The 13622-nt window shown below is 59.6% G+C and carries 15 protein-coding genes and 1 pseudogene; 7 read left to right on the plus strand and 9 right to left on the minus strand.

The genetic code is table 11. From position 1 onward, the window contains the following. Positions 1–263 precede the first annotated feature (263 nt). The 3 genes from D9V29_RS11565 to D9V29_RS11575 form a co-directional block, all read right to left on the minus strand. Positions 264–974 (minus strand): DUF305 domain-containing protein, encoded by a 711-nt coding sequence (locus D9V29_RS11565; RefSeq protein WP_121673489.1) that lies wholly within the window; start codon positions 972–974, stop codon positions 264–266. Between the two features lies 1 nt (position 975). Continuing rightward, positions 976–1671 (minus strand): thioredoxin-like domain-containing protein, encoded by a 696-nt coding sequence (locus D9V29_RS11570; RefSeq protein ID WP_121673490.1) that lies wholly within the window; start codon positions 1669–1671, stop codon positions 976–978. A 434-nt stretch (positions 1672–2105) separates the two neighbouring features. After that, complete coding sequence (locus tag D9V29_RS11575) at positions 2106–2555, minus strand: heavy metal-responsive transcriptional regulator (RefSeq protein WP_121673491.1); 450 nt, start codon at positions 2553–2555, stop codon at positions 2106–2108. Positions 2556–2609: 54 nt separating this feature from the next. On the opposite strand from D9V29_RS11575, the gene D9V29_RS11580 reads away from it, so the two are divergent. From D9V29_RS11580 to D9V29_RS11590, 3 genes are all read left to right on the plus strand, one after another. After that, positions 2610–2909: a thioredoxin domain-containing protein gene (locus tag D9V29_RS11580; RefSeq protein ID WP_121673492.1), complete on the plus strand. Its 300-nt coding sequence runs from the start codon at positions 2610–2612 to the stop codon at positions 2907–2909. 112 nt (positions 2910–3021) lie between these two features. Further along, a complete protein-coding gene (locus tag D9V29_RS11585) occupies positions 3022–4374 on the plus strand; it encodes a dihydrolipoyl dehydrogenase family protein (RefSeq protein ID WP_121673493.1) in 1353 nt (450 codons plus the stop codon). A gap of 277 nt (positions 4375–4651) precedes the next feature. Continuing rightward, the gene (locus D9V29_RS11590) at positions 4652–5089 is read left to right on the plus strand and encodes a DUF488 domain-containing protein (protein ID WP_220699950.1); all 438 of its coding nucleotides are present in this window, start codon (positions 4652–4654) and stop codon (positions 5087–5089) included. Here the strand turns inward: D9V29_RS11590 and D9V29_RS11595 are convergent. From D9V29_RS11595 to D9V29_RS15245, 3 genes and pseudogenes are all read right to left on the minus strand, one after another. Next, on the minus strand, positions 5086–5907 hold the full coding sequence (locus D9V29_RS11595; RefSeq protein WP_121673495.1) for a DUF8757 domain-containing protein: 822 nt from the start codon (positions 5905–5907) through the stop codon (positions 5086–5088). The genes D9V29_RS11590 and D9V29_RS11595 overlap by 4 nt on opposite strands. Positions 5908–6124: 217 nt before the next feature. Next, a complete protein-coding gene (locus tag D9V29_RS15150; protein ID WP_229790557.1) occupies positions 6125–6424 on the minus strand; it encodes a hypothetical protein in 300 nt (99 codons plus the stop codon). A 15-nt stretch (positions 6425–6439) separates the two neighbouring features. Further along, positions 6440–6847: pseudogene (locus tag D9V29_RS15245) on the minus strand (GNAT family N-acetyltransferase); the annotation flags it as partial. Between the two features lie 438 nt (positions 6848–7285). Between D9V29_RS15245 and D9V29_RS11605 the strand changes: the two are divergent. The 4 genes from D9V29_RS11605 to D9V29_RS11620 all read left to right on the plus strand — a co-directional run bounded on the left by D9V29_RS11605 (position 7286) and on the right by D9V29_RS11620 (position 10879). Next, positions 7286–8071 (plus strand): hypothetical protein, encoded by a 786-nt coding sequence (locus D9V29_RS11605; RefSeq protein WP_121673497.1) that lies wholly within the window; start codon positions 7286–7288, stop codon positions 8069–8071. Beyond that, positions 8058–8624 (plus strand): hypothetical protein, encoded by a 567-nt coding sequence (locus tag D9V29_RS11610; RefSeq protein ID WP_121673498.1) that lies wholly within the window; start codon positions 8058–8060, stop codon positions 8622–8624. Before D9V29_RS11605 ends, D9V29_RS11610 begins: the two co-directional genes overlap by 14 nt. Before the next feature lie 376 nt (positions 8625–9000). Beyond that, a complete protein-coding gene (locus tag D9V29_RS11615) occupies positions 9001–9624 on the plus strand; it encodes a recombinase family protein (protein ID WP_121673499.1) in 624 nt (207 codons plus the stop codon). Further along, positions 9617–10879: a PDDEXK nuclease domain-containing protein gene (locus D9V29_RS11620; RefSeq protein ID WP_229790556.1), complete on the plus strand. Its 1263-nt coding sequence runs from the start codon at positions 9617–9619 to the stop codon at positions 10877–10879. The genes D9V29_RS11615 and D9V29_RS11620 overlap by 8 nt, the downstream gene beginning before the upstream one ends. Positions 10880–11702: 823 nt before the next feature. Here the strand turns inward: D9V29_RS11620 and D9V29_RS14965 are convergent. The 3 genes from D9V29_RS14965 to D9V29_RS11635 form a co-directional block, all read right to left on the minus strand. Continuing rightward, on the minus strand, positions 11703–11873 hold the full coding sequence (locus D9V29_RS14965; RefSeq protein WP_183084996.1) for a hypothetical protein: 171 nt from the start codon (positions 11871–11873) through the stop codon (positions 11703–11705). Then, complete coding sequence (locus D9V29_RS11630; RefSeq protein WP_121673501.1) at positions 11870–12679, minus strand: sigma-70 RNA polymerase sigma factor region 4 domain-containing protein; 810 nt, start codon at positions 12677–12679, stop codon at positions 11870–11872. The genes D9V29_RS14965 and D9V29_RS11630 overlap by 4 nt, the downstream gene beginning before the upstream one ends. Before the next feature lie 353 nt (positions 12680–13032). Next, positions 13033–13611 carry a hypothetical protein gene (locus D9V29_RS11635; protein WP_121673502.1) on the minus strand — a complete coding sequence of 193 codons (579 nt, stop codon included), beginning with the start codon at positions 13609–13611 and terminating at the stop codon, positions 13033–13035. Between the last annotated feature and the right edge of the window lie 11 nt (positions 13612–13622).

A 13622-nucleotide genomic window follows, 5' to 3' on the forward strand; every position in this document is an offset into this window, starting at 1 on the left:
ACCGGAGGTCCTCACCTCATTCGCAGCAACTACAGCGAGTCGTCACACCGATTCAACCAACCTCCCTGGGCAGTACAACTAGTTGATGGTGTATCGCTTCGGACGGTTCGTCGATCTAGGACTGTGCGAGTTCCGCGTCGAGATCCTGTCGATAGTTACGGCAGTTCGGGGGTGGGGGCTGCGTTGCCAGGAACGGCTGCTCCGCGGCGAGTGGTCCAGCCATGTGGGGCCGAGCAACGGTTGGCGCGCGGCGTCGCAGGGCACTACGGGGCCGGGCGCTCTTCGAGCATCGACTCCATGAGGTCGATCTCGGACTGCTGGGCCTTGACGACATTCGTCGCGAAGGCACGCACCGTCGTGTTCGTGCTGCGGTCGAGCACGGCCTTGGCCATCTCGATCGCACCCTGGTGGTGGGCGACCATCAGCTCGAGGAACATGCGCTCGGCGGCGACGCCCTCGAGCGTCTTCAGTTCTACGATCTGCTCGGGGGTCGCGAGCCCGGGCATCGGGTCTCCTGGCTTGTGTGCATTGTCTCCGCTCCCGTGACCATGACCTTCCCCCTCGAGCGTCGGCCGGGTCATCCACGTCATCGACTGTTCAGACGAGGCCTGCTTCAAACCCCACGCCGCGAGCCACCCACGCATCATTCCTGACTGTGCGCCCTGCGTCGTTGCGATGTCGTATGCCATCAGCCTGACCTCGTCATCGTCCGTCAGATCACGGGTGATGAACGCGAGTTCGACACCTTGGTTGTGGTGGGTCTGCATGTCGCGCGAGAAGCCGGCCTCGGCGCTGTTCGCCGTCGGCGTCGGATTTTGCAGGGTCGACAGCCGACCGCCCGAGAACGCCACGACACCGACGACAACGATCGCGACGGCCGCCAGCAGGATCAGTACGACCGGGGACCGGCGCCGGGACTCGTCGGCCGGTACTCCCGCGGACGCCGCGGCATCCGTCTCGAAACCGGCCGTCACGCTACGCCTTGCCCGGTCCGTCGAGAGCACCGGTGCACGGCGCCGTCGGCTCTGGTGCGTCCTCGCTCTGCCAGTACTCCTCGATGAACGCAGGGATGCGCTCGTCGCTGGCCTTGTCGACCTGCAGCTGAACGTTCCAACCGCTCAGCACAATCTTTGAAGGGAGATCCTCGAACGGCGAGAGGATCACGTACGTGGAGGGCAACGTCGACCTCAGAGTCGTGAGCTCCTCCTCCGAGATGGACGGGTCGTAGGTGACCCAGATCGCGCCGTGCTCGAGTGAGTGAACGGCGTTCTCATTCGTCTGCGGTTCGCTGTAGATGCCGCAGTTCAGCCATGCGGGGTTGTGTTCGCCTCCGGCTGGTGGCGTCTGGGCGTACTCGACGGCGCCTTCGACGTGGTTGGCAGTGTTCTCAAAGCTCTCCACGCCTTCGACATCAGCCCCCGACCCACCGGCCGAGTAGGTCGGATTCTTCGGCATCGTGAGCACCAGTGAGGTCACGAGGAGGGCCACGATTGCCACGCCACCGATGATTGCCGAGATGATGCCGATCTTCTTATTGCGGGCCTTCCTGGCGCGCTCCTTCTTGTACGACTCCACCTTCGCTGCACGCTGCTCGGCGCGCTGCTCCTTGATGGTCAACTGCCGAGCGGGGTTGCCACTCCTGGTGCTGGAGGAATCGCTTCGGGGGGTCACAGGGGCCTCTCATCTCTGGGGATGCTCCCAGCAAACCTCTATGCGCACGCATATGCCGGAGTCCTTCCAGTTTATGGGCCGCCGCCACGGTTGTCTGGGAGCATGCGGTGAACGCTCGCCTGCACAGCGGCAAGCGGTCGACCATGCCGTCGCCTGTGACAGACGGATGCCAGCGGCTGGGTGTATTGAGTCAGGACGCTGGTGACTGAATCGCACTGGGTTCGTCGTCCACGGTTCGACCCCCACGCATTCGCGCGGAGCAGCGACACGATCTACAGCCTCTCCAAGGAGGGAACCTTCAGCGGCCAATCCGGAAACGAGTCGCTATCCAGAACGCGCACCGTCGACAGATATAGGTGCCGCTCCCACTGAGCGCATGAACTTTTCGTCGGGACCGGTCCCGCCCGCAACAGGAGCATAAGACGGTTGGTTCACTAGCCACGATCCTCGATCGCCTCCAACAGCTGGGCTGCCTTCGGAGCACCGGTGGAAGTAGCGATGATGTGACAGATATTTGCGTCGACGCAGTCAGTTGGATCGAGGTTCTGACTGGTATCGATGACTTGCTCAAGTTCCGCGGCGAGGGCGGCAAGCTCGCGTTGACGCGCCCGGACGTCGTCGAGCTTTCGGTGAAGGAGGAGTGAGACGTGCGCGCAGGGAGTCTCCCCGACATCGCGAAGGCGGAGGATGCCGGCAATCTCGGCCAGAGTGAGGCCGGCAGCTTGGGCGGCTCGAACGAATTGCAACCGACTGATCACAACGCTGTCGTACCTTCGGTATCCGTTAGGTTCGCGCTGCGGGGCCGGTAACAGGCCCTGACGTTCGTAGAATCGGATGGTTTGACTGTCTACGCCGGTCATAGCGGCAACTTCTCCGATGAGCACGGTTTCACTTTACCCTTGACCTTGTATCACGCTGCAAGGTTTACGGTCGACTGTATGGATATCACGCTGCAATACTTCGACGGCTGCCCCAACTGGAAGATCGCTGATGAGCGGCTCATGCTGCTCGCTGCGGAACGACTCGACATTGCCCTGACGCGTCAGAGGGTCGACACGGTAGAAGAGGCCGAGCGAGTAGGATTCCGCGGTTCTCCCAGCATCCTGATTGATGGAGTCGATGTGTTCGCTAATGCGTCCCCGCCGGTCGGCCTGGCGTGCCGCAGGTACATGACTGACGACGGACCCGCCGGCGCTCCCACCATCGAGCAGATCAGGGCGGCTCTGCCCTCCTCGTGATGCCGGCCGCCGGATGTCGGCGAACAGTTCGACTGCCGTTCAGCGCCAGTCCTCCCTGCAAGCAAAACCAACAAGCCCCACCGGATGACATGAGTGAGAGAAAGCTTTTGAGATGACTGATGACTATGACCTGCTGGTAATCGGTGCCGGGATGGCGGGAATCGCTGCGGCAACCAAATGCTCCTCGCAAGGCTGGCGTGTCGCGATCGTCGACGAACTTCCCTACGGCGGCACGTGCGCTCTGCGCGGATGTGACCCGAAGAAGATCCTGCGCCGCGGCGCTGAAGTAGTAGAAAGTGCTCGGCTCATGCGCGACAAGGGAGTCGATAACGGGACGCTAGCCATCAACTGGGGCGAGCTGATGAAACATAAACACGGATTCACTGATCCCGTCCCACACAGCATGGAAGAGAACCTTAACGCGCGCGGCGTGAACACTCTCCACGGGACGGCTACTTTCACCGGTCCCACACACATCGACATCTCGGGGACCACCCACAAAGCCTCGAAGATCCTCATCGCCTCCGGCGCCACGCCCAGTCCCCTCGACTTCCCTGGTCAGGAGTACCTGATTGACAGCACCGACTTTTTGAACTTAGAGAAACTTCCTTCCCGGATCGTCTTCGTTGGCGGCGGTTTCGTCTCATTCGAGTTCGCCCATATCGCCGCCCGCGCAGGAAGCGTCCCGACCATCATCGATCGTGGTGCACGGCCGCTGAAGGCTTTCGACGCGGACCTTGTCGAGCTGCTGATCAACCGCGGCTCCGACGTCGGCATCGAAGTACAGCGCCGAACGAGCATCACTCGAGTCGAGCAAACCGGTAGCGGGTATCGGGTACACGTAGACGGCGCCGGCGGCCCAGCAACCATAGACGCGGATCTCGTCGTCCACGGTGCCGGACGGACCCCGGACCTGTCCCGCTTGAATCTGGAGACCGGCGGAGTGGCGTACAACGGACATGGTGTCGACGTCGCCGGCCATCTGCAAAGCACCACGAATGCTGATGTCTACGCAGCCGGCGATTCCGCGGACACCGCGGGCATGCCACTGACCCCGGTGGCCGTGATCGAAGCGAAAGTTGCAGCGTCCAACATGCTGAAATCCGACTCCATGGCTCCGGACTACGCCGCCATTCCGACAGCAGTCTTCACGATTCCCGAGCTCGTCCGCCTCGGCATGCTCGAACACGAGGCAAGAGACAGCGGCCTCGACGTGGACGTTCGATACACCGATACCAGCCAGTGGTACTCGAACTATCGGATCGGCGAAACCTCCGGCGCGACCAAGATCCTGGTAGATAGATCAAATGACCGTATAGTCGGCGCGCACCTTTTCGGAGCCGGATACGCCGAACTCGCGAACACCATCAGCATGGCCATGAAACACGGCCTAACCACCCGTCAAATGAAATCGACGACCGCCACTTACCCAACAATCGGGTCAGATCTCAGCTCAATGATCTGACACTGACAAGAAGGGCGCCCATCCCGGGTGCCCAAAAAGTCGCCACGATCGGCAATCCCTTGAGCCGGACGCTCAGCCGGTCTCCCTGCTAGATAGAGCAGCCTCGTCGAGGAACCCTCAACGCGACATCGTCCCAAGAGGCGATGAGACTATGTCGTTCTCTCACTGGGTGACGCGTGGCATCGAGGGACCGCCACGGTCCGGTTTCAAATCGTGAGCGCGATGCGTTTCGAGCTATCAGCGGAAGAGACGGCAGCCCATGGGAGACTTAGGACCCATGGGCATCAACGTGATTGGCATCGGCTATGAAGGACTCGATATCCAAGGGTTGCTCGCGCGGCTTCGCCTTCGAGAGGTTCTTACAGTGGTAGACGTGCGCCTCAATCCCATTTCTCGAAAGCGAGGGATGTCGAAGAACGCATTGAGGGAAACTCTAGCCACGGCAGGAATCGGTTACGAGCACATTCCGGCGCTGGGTAACCCTCGAGATAACCGTGACGGCTTCGCCGATGGCGACGCACAATCCGGTCGTGACGCGCGCATGCGCTTCGAAGAGATCTTGGAATCCACGCCGGCGCAGGCTGGACTTGACCGCGTCTTGCACCTCGCCGGAGACGGGCTTGTAGCGCTTTTGTGTTTTGAAGCAGACCAGTCCACATGTCATCGCGAAATCGTTCTTGCGGCCGCATCAACTCGCGAGCTGGCCAAGGCCTAGAACAAAGTAGATCCCCAATCGGATTCGCGTGGCGGCTTGTAAACACCAAGCACGGAGTAACTCCGCCGTTTAGCGATGTCAGCGAAATTCCCCACAAAGAAATAGGTCCGCACTTTCGCGTTCCACATTTCGTCGTAAAACTTCGTCGAGATCAGAGATCGCAAATCGGCGTCGCTAGCATGGCGGTTGTGATGTTGTAGCGCGTTCAACTCCCAGTCCAAGATGCGTTGCTCATGCCAATTCGAACATGCAGCTGAAGCACATTTATATTTGTACTTGACCTTGTACCGCGGCGGCACCAGCTCAGGCGAGTCGTCGACTTCTCCAAAGAGTTCAGGCTGACTCATGAAGCTGGTCATGGCCTGCACTTGCTTCGGAGTCCACGGCCCGTGCTTCTCAAATATAAGCGGCCGCATCTCCGCTACCTCTACTAACCCGAGCGACTGAGCGGTCAAGTCTTGCTCGACTCCCTTGCGGAGATCACACATGGTCGGCCCGATGAGCTGTTCCAGGATCGGCCCACGTGCTTTCGTGGTGAGGGGTTTAGCACTTTGTCTCCGAAGCGTTTCCCAATTTGGCCTGTAGCTCTCATGACGGGTATCAGAGGGCGACCGCGTCAGGTCCACCTCGATCACCTCGTACTTCCTGAATTGTTGTTCACTTTGCAGATGCCGAAAGGCGACCGGGTAGATCCGAACCCATTCAGGACTGCCGTCGCGAAGCCACACGCCCGCCACACAAACCGTGTCCCCATAAGTCTTCGACGGCTCCGGTGACGCCTTCACAGTGATCATCACATGCGCTCGCGGCTTGAGCATCTTGAACCTCCAGGGTCACATCACTTTACAAATCACCAGCTTTTGGGGATGGGAGCCGCTCCGACACAAATGAAACGCGAGATGAGTCGAGTCTTCAGGAGCCGTTCTAAGGGTCAGAAGAGCAAGGGGAAGCGAGGTCGCTAATCACGGATGGTCCGGACGATTGAAAGAGGCGGATATGAAGATCTAGTCAACAGCTGACTGGCATGAGCTGGCGCTAGACGATTTGACCGAACGCCCCGCGCACTGGTGCACCAAATACGCCGATTTGTGCTGTGACGATGGCGGGCAGTGATGCCCTCAATTCCGAATCGTTGCGAGCTAGCTCCGCAAGGCGGCGCGCTGCGTCGAGCACTGGCTTCGTTGTATTCACGACGAATGTGAAAGTTTCTACCTTTTCTGGCCGCAGAGCGATGTAAGCGAGTCGACTCCAGCGCGGATCATCGTCGGGGCTGTCCGCCTTGATCGGTACATCCGCACCATTTTGGGTCCACCCGAGGCCCGTGCGCTCAGGCAAGACCGTCCATCCGAGCCCGCTATAAAACGTCTCGAGGTGAGCCGGAACGTGTGCAAGTATGAGGTTGCTTCCTCGGCCCCGAACGTCTGCCTCAACCCACCGAACGAGCTGGGAACCGATCCCTTGATTCTGTTGCTCGCGAGCTACTGCAACGTAACTCAGTATGAAATCTGTGTATAGGTCGCGCGGAAAGTTCCTGGGTGCCCAGGGCTGGGCGAACGCGAATCCCGCTACTTGGCTATCTACCGATGCAACGGGGGCAGACGCCTTTCGCTGAGCGAGAAGAGGGTCAACGGCGGGGCCGTCGAATACAAAGCCCCCGTCTGCGCCTGCTTCAGGAAAAAACTCTTGTTCCAGCGGTAAGAGGCTTTCACGATGACCCGGTGATGCGGCAACTATGGAAGCTGTCATGAGCGAAAGCATAGAGCTAGATGGCTGCGTCCGTGCGGTTTCGGCATAGAGCTAGATGGCTGCGTCCGTGCGGTTTCGGCATGGAGGCGTGCGAGGCACCGCTGTGCGGCGGAACGCAGCAAGGGGGGAAGCACGTCCGGCGCGTTCCATGCACGATCCGGATTTTGTGTTTAGCGCTGCACGGCGGACTATCGGACCTACTCCACTCGAGCGTCTGCGGGACAGAAGGGTGCTCGGGTCATGGCGCCAGAGTACTTAAGTCCTCCGACGCTCCTTGCGGTGAACACAATCAGCGGGACCTCCGAGGACTCGGAAGCGGGGCCATGCCGACGGATCGCTCGAAAAGACACTCTGGGACAACGGACCGCGCGAACTGGGGACATTTGCACAAGCGTCGGCCTGCCCCCTCGGCGATATCGTGGCGTAAGCGCCCTTTCAAGGAGGAAATAGATGGTTCCCGTCAAGACCTCGGTCGAAGATATCCAGAAGCTGCTCGGCTATCTCGGCAAACAGATCGGATGGGTCGAACAGTCGAAGATTGAGAAGGCGCTCGGGTCGCTCGATGACCGGAAGGTCGGCGCGATAGTGGAGTTCGGCCTCATCCTCCGCGATGGAGGGAATCTTCGAGCCACGGAACGGGGGCAGCTGTTCAATAGCGATCCTCAGGCGGCTCTTCGAGAGGTACTTGATTCGGTAGAGCTGTACCGTGCCACGCTGGAGTGGGTGCATTACGGAAGCAGGTCGGAAGCGACAGCGGCCGAGATTGGTCAGTACTGGGAGGCGTCTCACGCTGACACCCTCGGCGCCCGGCAGGGTTCGACGCTCAAGGATGGAGCGGTCTGCTTTGGGCGGATCGTCGACGGCGCGGGACTCGGCTCCTTCACCGTGGGACGCGGCGGCAAGGAGACTCGGGTCTCGTTCGCAGCAAGTGGTGTCGATTCACTCGTCAACGGTGTGACAGCACCCTCGGCGACAGACGACGCCGAGGATGAGCCGGACAGTCCCGCTCCTGCGACCCCTGAAGCACCCACGCGGGCATCGAGTATCCAGACCGTCCTTCCATCGGCCGAGGCTTTCGCTCCCACCCCCTCGCTCTCCGTCTCGACGAGCCCCAGCGTTCACGTGAATGTCGAGATTCATATCGCCGCAGATGCGACCTCCGACACCGTTCGCGAAATCTTCAAGAACATGGCTCGCTACGTACTAGACAAGCCCATCGCAGATGACGGCGAGTGAGGACTGGGTCTATAACCTCGAACGGCTCCGGGAATTCCAAGAGGCGTACCGTCTTCCTGTTTCGGATATCGCACGCCAAGCACCCGCGCAGGCCCTCCACTCGCTCCGGGAGTCCGCGGCGAACGCTCCAGGCAACTACCGGCAGTATCTTGAAGAAGCCATCGATTGTTACGAGGCAAGTGCATATCGCGGGGCTGTACTCATGGTTTGGGCCGCAACGATCGAGCATATCTACTCGGTGATTGAGGGCCATCAATCCGGTTTCAAGCTCATCGAGGTTGAGAACTTCAAGAGGTTTGAGAAGTCCAACGGTTACCGAAAGATCAGTAAGAAGAACGACCTGCTTTACGTCAATGACAAGAACTTCTTCCTGATATGCGAAGACGCAGGCGTATTCAACAAGAATGCTCGAAGTATCTTGGACGATGCACTGAACACCCGAAACCGGTGCGGCCACCCCACCGGCTACGCGGTCGGTCGCGAGGAGGTTGTGATCTTCATCGAACGCTTGATTAACAATTTCATCAGCGGCGCGATGATCGACTGGGACTAGGAGCGCTAGGAGTCGCGATCAAATCCCCAGCTGTTCGCAAACCGGACCCTGAGCAGGGCACGCCCCAAGCGGCACGGACCTGACGATTCTCCCCCGTCTGGGAGTCGCAGATGACCCGCCCGCATGAGAATCTCACTCAGGTATCTTTCACGGACGTGTCATTTTCCGAAGTCGTCTGCACTGGATGTCAGAAGTCCTCTGCACAACTTGCAGCGTTGAGCCACTCCAAGGGCAGCGTCTCAGTTCCTTGGTAATGGGACGCCCCGCTTAGGTCCTTGAATTTTTGCGCTGGGCTGCCTTTTGGTATTCCAGAAATCGGGTTCAAGAGGGTGTTTCTTTAGCCGGGTACGAATGTGACTTCCGGTACGTTCGGGTGATGGACATCGGCTACGCGCGCGTCTCGACGGCGAAACAAGATCTCGATCGTCAGCTCGACGCCCTGGGCGCGATCGGAATCCCGTCGGGTCGAATTTATGTCGACAAGAAATCCGGTGCGACGACGAATCGCCCTGGGCTCACTGCCGCGCTCGACTACGCCCGCGACGGGGACGTCATCGTTGTGCACACCCTGGACCGGCTGGGCCGTACCGTGCGTGACACCCTGAACTTGATCTACGAGCTGAAGGAGCGCGGTGTCGGGGTTCGGAACTTAGCCGATCCGATCCGAGTGGACTCGGCCAATCCGGAGGATCCTATGTCCCAACTCGCGGTCGTAATGCTCGCGTTGTTCGGTCAAATGGAGCGCACCTACGCGATCGAACGCGCCGCTCATGCCCGCGCCGTCGCCGTGAGCAAAGGCCGACAGGTTGGCCGGCCCTCGGTGGTCGACCCGGCCAAGCTCGCCTATGCGGCGCACTTGCGGGACACCGGTTTGACAATGCCCGAGATCGTGGCCAAATCTGGCATCACCCGGTCCAGCCTGTACCGGCATCTGCCCCCGCGACCGGTTGACCAGCTGACGGCCGGGGCCGACCAGGTCGGTGCGGAACGCGATGGCTGAGGCGTCGCAGAGAATAGAGAACATGGCCATCGATGCTGCTCTTGCCCTTCCGAACGGATATGCCGAGTTCCTCGGTGCGTTGAAGACTCGTGTCCGGGACGCGCAGGTCAGGGCGCAGCGTGTGGTCAACACTGAACTGATTGAGCTGTATTGGGAACTCGGGAACGAGATTCTTGACCAGCAGGGTCAGGCAGGGTGGGGGAGCGGGGTGATCCGCCGTATGGCCGAAGATCTTCGCGTGGAGTTCCCTCAGATGAAGGGGTTTTCGGCGTCTAATCTTCAGTACATGCGAGCATTCGCCGTCGCATGGCCGGGACCAGCTCCAATTTCCCAGCAGGCTGCTGGGAAATTGCCCTGGGGCCATGTCATGGTCCTGATCGACAAACTTGATGACCCCGCGACGCGCGACTGGTATGCCGCGGCCGCCGTCCAACACGGGTGGTCCCGGAACGTGCTGATGAACCAGATCATGAACCGCACTCACGACCGGATCGGATCGGGTCCTTCCAACTTCACCAGGCAGCTCCCTGCTGCCGAGTCGGAACTCGCGCAGCAGATCGCGAGGGATCCCTATGTCTTCGACTTTCTCGAGCTGACCGACCATGCCGCCGAGCGGGATCTGGAACAGTCACTGATGGATCGTATTGTCGAAACACTGCGGGAGCTCGGCGCCGGCTTCGCGTTCGTCGGTCGCCAGGTGCACTTCGACGTGGGTGGCGATGACTTCTACCTCGACCTATTGTTCTTCCACGTCGTCCAGCTCCGCTATGTCGTCGTCGAGCTTAAGACGGGAAAGTTCCAACCTGAGTACGCCGGCAAACTCGGCTTCTATATCGCCGTCGTCGACGACAAGCTCCGTCTCGCTACCCACAATCCAACGGTCGGGAAGAGTGGCTTGGCGGCCCCAGTTCGTTTTGATCGACGGACGAGTAGAGAGAAGAAGGTTCAGTACGTAGCCCCAATCTGCCCCCGGTGTCAGATCGTTCAGGGTGACGGTCATGTGAAGACCGAGGCAGGACGCTGGACCGAATACTCAATCCCGTATCGGGCAGTTTTCCCATTCGAGGAGAAGTCCCTAGCTGGCCAACATCTATGCCTGGATCGAGGGAACGGGTTATGCGATCAGATGCCGAGGGTACATCCGGTTTCATTCCCTGGAGAGACGCGCTTTTGGCTCCGGAGTCCTAAGTACGACCGCGGGGACCCCTTGCCGCCACGGCGCCCGTTCCGGGGCAAATCTTCACGAAGTTCCTGAGCGTCGCGGATCGCGCGTACTCCCGGTTCTGAAGTGTTACAGCCGGTGGATCTCGGAGTCGAGGGTAGTCATCCAATCCTCCGCCAGGGACCGAATCGCTGGTCGGCTCGTCGTCGTACTCACCGTCGCCTAGCTTGGTCACTCTGGCCATTTTCTGAGGCTAGCGGCCGCACGCAGAGCGAAGGCCTGTATCCACAGGGGAAGGTTCGGAGCATTGAGCAACAAGAAGGGCCGGCAGTCGGAAGTGCCGGCCCTTCTCGCTCACCCTGCTAGACGCGCTGGGTGATTGTGCCTCCCGGGTTGTTCTTGGCGGTGCGAGCCGTTACGAACTTTCCCGTCGACGCGGAGCGGTTCACAGCGCGAGCATTGCTCGTGCCCTTCCCGACGCGTTCAGTTGTTGTTTTGGCTGGCGAACGCTTAGCGGTCGCCTTGGATACGAACTTTCCAGTTCTTGCGCTGCGATTGACAGTGCGTCCCATGATTGGGCTCCTTCGGAGTTATGGGGAGGTCCAGGTAGGACCTCCCCGGCTGTTACTTGATACGGCGAGTGGTCGTGGTGACCGTGACTCGGACAATGACGGGCTTGGTGCGGATGCGCACGCGGCGGATGTTTGCCATGTCTAAACCTCCTTCCTCAGGGGTTTTGCCTGAGGAGGAGAGCTATTCCGTAACAGCTGGGGACTCCGGTATAGTCAGTCTTCGTCACAAGGACTGTCTAATCTCAGGACTTGCAGGTCGACCCGTTACAGCGGGTCGGCCTTTTTTTATTTGTAGTTGTACACACTCGCTAATGCGCTTGCGACTAGCTATATGTGCTCGACTTTCATTTCCCCCCAAGTTTTTTGGGGGGATTTTTGCGGACAGTAATTTGGCCCGAAGTATTGGCCTTCTTCACGATCTCGGCAGCGGTTCTCGTGCTCACGGTGCGGCGAGCAGCTTGGCTCATAGGGGTGCCGATGGAGGATTGCTCAACTCGCGCTTTGAAACTCGTCATGCCAGTTCTCCTTTTTGTCTCCGTTTTGAACGTTCGTAATGAAGCATCCGCTCAACAGCTTTCGGTGTCATCTCCAGGTGCTGGCCGATCTCTTCGTGAGTGTGCCCTGCGGCCGCCAGCACGTAGGCCTTTTTTGCTCGCGGGTCTTTGACCGCCTCCAGTGCACGATCGATCTCCGATTGGATGGTCACCGTGACCGCAACATCTTCGCCGTTGGCGAGCAGATCCTCGTCAAAGTTCTCGTCATCATTGATGCTCTCAGCTCGCATGCTGGCTTGGTCGTAAGTCTCGGTATGCCACTTGCGGTAGATGTTGGGGAACTGCATCAGACACTGGCCGATGAAGAAAGTCTTGATTGATGCGCCCTTCGAGGGATCCCACTTGCCTGGAATCAGTACTCTCTCGCGGAAGGCACGAAGTGAGATAGCGACCACTTCCCCTGCCAAAGACTCAGCGGTTTGGTGATCTCTCAGCGCGTCGTCTATGGGTTGCGGCAGGCCACCAAATGAGTACTTCTTCACTCGATCAAAGATGAGACCGCGCATGGTCCAACCTGTGAGCACCGCCAATCCATATTTCGCAAGCTCGGTGGCGTAGTAGTTCCAGTGGAGGCCTGAAAAATTCTGGGCACGGAGCTCCTCGACCAGCTGACGGTCGGTATCGAGCCGAGCCAGGTTCTCGGCCGGCGAAAGCTTCTCGAATTGAGTCAGCCATCCGGGTTCAGCCGGTGCTGCCTCCCCCTGTTCTACGGGCACGCTGGAAAACCCGACGCGCTGGGCGTCCTGGTTATTTCCAGCGGTATCCATCCGATCCCTTTCGGTTATTGAGGGGCTGCAGAACTTTGTTCGGCGTCCCGTCTTATGTGCCGGATTCTGATTTCCCCCCAACCTCGCTCAATTTCTGGTTGGGTTACAGCGCCTTCAACCCATTGTGGCGTCCGCATCCGACACCTAGAGGATGCTGGAAGGCCGAATTTGATTGTGAGATCGGCGTAATCACGCCGATCACGGGTCATCCTCACAGGTGATAAGAGTGCTTCGGCTCGATGGTGTCAGGACAGAATTACGACCACTACGGAACGTTGGCAATCAATACGTGGATGGAGCTGTATCCACAGGTCGAATTCGGTGGTGACAGACCCACTCTGATTCGTCCTGAGCTACGCCGCCGGCAGTGTGATCTCCTCTACGTCGAGCATCGCATCGACAAACGAATACTCAGGCGCGCCGTCGACGTTGAGCGCGATCTCAATCGCTTCAGCCATGGCAGCGAAGCTTAGGAGGGTCGCGCGCTCTGGGAGGTCGTACACGGTGCGCCAGGCGCGCTCGTTCTTGCGGATCACCTGGCTAGGAGCGACGACGATGATTGGCAGGCCACCGTGTGCCATATGCGCGAATTGGTAGAGCGTCTTCCCACATTGTTGCGGGCAGGACCTTCCGTGCGAGATCTGTGTTTTCTCTCCTTTGGTCTCAACGAAGCCGAGGGCGCGCCTGCTGGTCGTTGTGCATCCCGCGATATCGCCCTCACCGTGACCACCCCGGCGCCAGAGGAGATGTAGTTCTGGATCGAGCTGGAACTGCTTCAACACGTAGCGCTGGAGGCTCGGCAGATAGGCGAGGGCGTTGTGGAGCACGGCCGTCGTGCGTGATTCCAGCTTCCCTCGAGGAGCAGCGTCGTACTTCCGAAGCGCGTTCGGGATCCGGTGCCAGGACTGGTCGCCCAGGAGGAGATTGCTCATCGGTGACTCCC

The sequence above is a fragment of the Mycetocola manganoxydans genome (genome assembly GCF_003667545.1).
GTDB classification, from domain to species: Bacteria; Actinomycetota; Actinomycetes; order Actinomycetales; family Microbacteriaceae; genus Mycetocola_A; species Mycetocola_A manganoxydans.